Annotated in this window: 1 protein-coding gene, 1 tRNA gene and 2 pseudogenes; 2 read left to right on the forward strand and 2 right to left on the reverse strand. The window is 31.1% G+C overall.

The annotated features are described in order from the left end of the window. Positions 1-516, forward strand: a pseudogene (locus WBN21_RS13690) (TonB-dependent receptor); the annotation flags it as partial. Positions 517-635: 119 nt separating this feature from the next. Then, positions 636-717: transfer RNA gene (locus WBN21_RS13695), tRNA-Tyr, on the forward strand. Between the two features lie 225 nt (positions 718-942). Here WBN21_RS13695 and WBN21_RS13700 read toward each other — a convergent pair. Next, entirely contained in the window at positions 943-1,566 is a 624-nt protein-coding gene (locus WBN21_RS13700; RefSeq protein WP_424201205.1) for a tRNA (guanine-N1)-methyltransferase, read from the reverse strand. A 146-nt stretch (positions 1,567-1,712) separates the two neighbouring features. Further along, positions 1,713-2,099: pseudogene (locus tag WBN21_RS13705) on the reverse strand (glyceraldehyde-3-phosphate dehydrogenase); the annotation flags it as partial.

The raw sequence follows: 2,099 nt of genomic DNA on the forward strand, positions 1-2,099 counted from the left end.
CGTACTTTTGGTAAATTAAGAGCTGAGCTTTCATCTAGTTTTAACTATAGTAAAATCAATCAGTTTATTCAAGGGCAGCAATCTTTAAATGAGCAGTTTACCCAAACCTACAGACCAGAATTACGTACAAATTTTAAAGAAGCACCAAATGTGAGTTTAAAATACCGTTATAGTGTTTCTAATAATGATCAAGGTTCTAGTTCAACAAAGTTTATTACCAATGCACCATCTATAGATTTTGACGCTTATATTTGGAAATCGCTTACTTTTAAAACAGATTTTACATATACTAATCAAGATGATGGGGTTAATCCATCACAATCGTATAAAACTTGGGATGCCTCATTGGCTTATAGAAAGAGTGAAGCCTCCAAATGGGAATATGAAATTAAAGCGACTAACTTGTTAGATATTGATTCAAGAGTAACAAATAGTGCAAATAATTTATCTGTAATAAATTCTGAAACGTTTATTCAACCACGATTTGTTTCATTTAGAGTGCGTTATGAAATATAAATAATTGATTGAATAATCTGTGTCAGGTTGAGCGCAGTCGAAACCAAATTTATTTAGAATTAAATATTAAATTTCCTTTTGTAAAATTAAGAAACAATAATATATTTGCGATCAGTTTTGGGGAGATACTCAAGCGGCCAACGAGGGCAGACTGTAAATCTGCTGACTACGTCTTCATAGGTTCGAATCCTATTCTCCCCACTTAACTCGAAAAGTCTGCTTTGGCAGACTTTTTTGTTTTAAAATGGTTGAGAAATTTATTTCAGCATCCATTTTAGAACAAAAAAGTCAAGCTGTGATAACAGCGTAGCTTTTCATTTTCACGAGTGGGGAACTAGGATATTCCATCCTGCCCATATTCAAAACAAAAAAAAACTCTGCAATTTCAAATTACAGAGTTTTAAATATAAATTTTAAAAAAAGAAATTATTTTCCTTTTTTCTGCTTATTAATTTCGTCTTGCAATTGGCGTCTTACTTTTTGTTCACGCTCTAATGCTGTTTTGCGGTGCTCTTCAAATTCTTCTTCAATTTCAGCTAAATTATTATTTGCCTCTCGAGTTATAGCATTACTATTTTTAAACTTATAAATAAAGAAAATAAGTAACGCTAGTAAAGCCCCAATAATAGACCACATTAGGAAATTATAGCCTGTTTTGCTCATTTGCATACCAAACAACGACATACTATTTTTTTCAGAATTGGTGGTGTCTAAATCCGTTTTTGTATTTGAAAGGTTTGTTTTTAAATCTGAAATTTCTTTAGCTTGTGATTTTACAACGGCTTGTGTTTCGGTTAGGTTTTTATGTACAGTTTTTAAAGAATCTAAAGTATGTGCTCTTAAAGCAAGCAACATACTTAGTTTTACTGCTTCATAAGGTTGTCCGTTGGTGCCTTTAAAATTACCAGATTTTTTAAGTATGTATTCAAATTGATTATCAATTGAGCTTTTGTATAAATCTAATTCATCATCATCAGTAGTTTGAGAAAATGAGGAAAAGCTAATTAGGCATGTAAAAACAATTAAAAGTAAAGATTTGATAGGTTTCATTTTAAATGGTTTATCAGTTGTATTTGGTTTGCGAATTTATAAAATATTGTTTATTAAATGGTTGTAAATCATAAAAAAGCCTCAATAATTTGAGGCTTTTTTATATACGGTTCAAATTTCTATATGGATTTTTAAACTACTTTTTTTTAATAGTAAGTAAAACGCCTCACTTTAGCAATGTATTTGGCTAATCGGATAACTTGATGACTGTAGCCATACTCATTGTCATACCAAATATAAAGCACAATATTTTTCCCATCTGAACGAACAATAGTGGCTTTACTATCATAAATTGATGGTGCGGAACTCCCAATAATATCGCTAGATACTAATTCGTCGCTTAATTCGTATTTAATTTGCTCAACCAAATCACCTTCTAAGGCATATTTCTTTAAAATAGTATTCACACCATTTAGTGACGTTTTGTTTTTTATTTCTAAATTTAAAATAGCCAATGATCCGTTAGGAACGGGCACCCGAATAGCATTTGATGTTAACTTGCCTTCTAAACTAGGCAATGCTTTGGCAACGGC

This window comes from Algibacter sp. (assembly GCF_049667265.1).
GTDB lineage: Bacteria > Bacteroidota > Bacteroidia > Flavobacteriales > Flavobacteriaceae > Algibacter_B.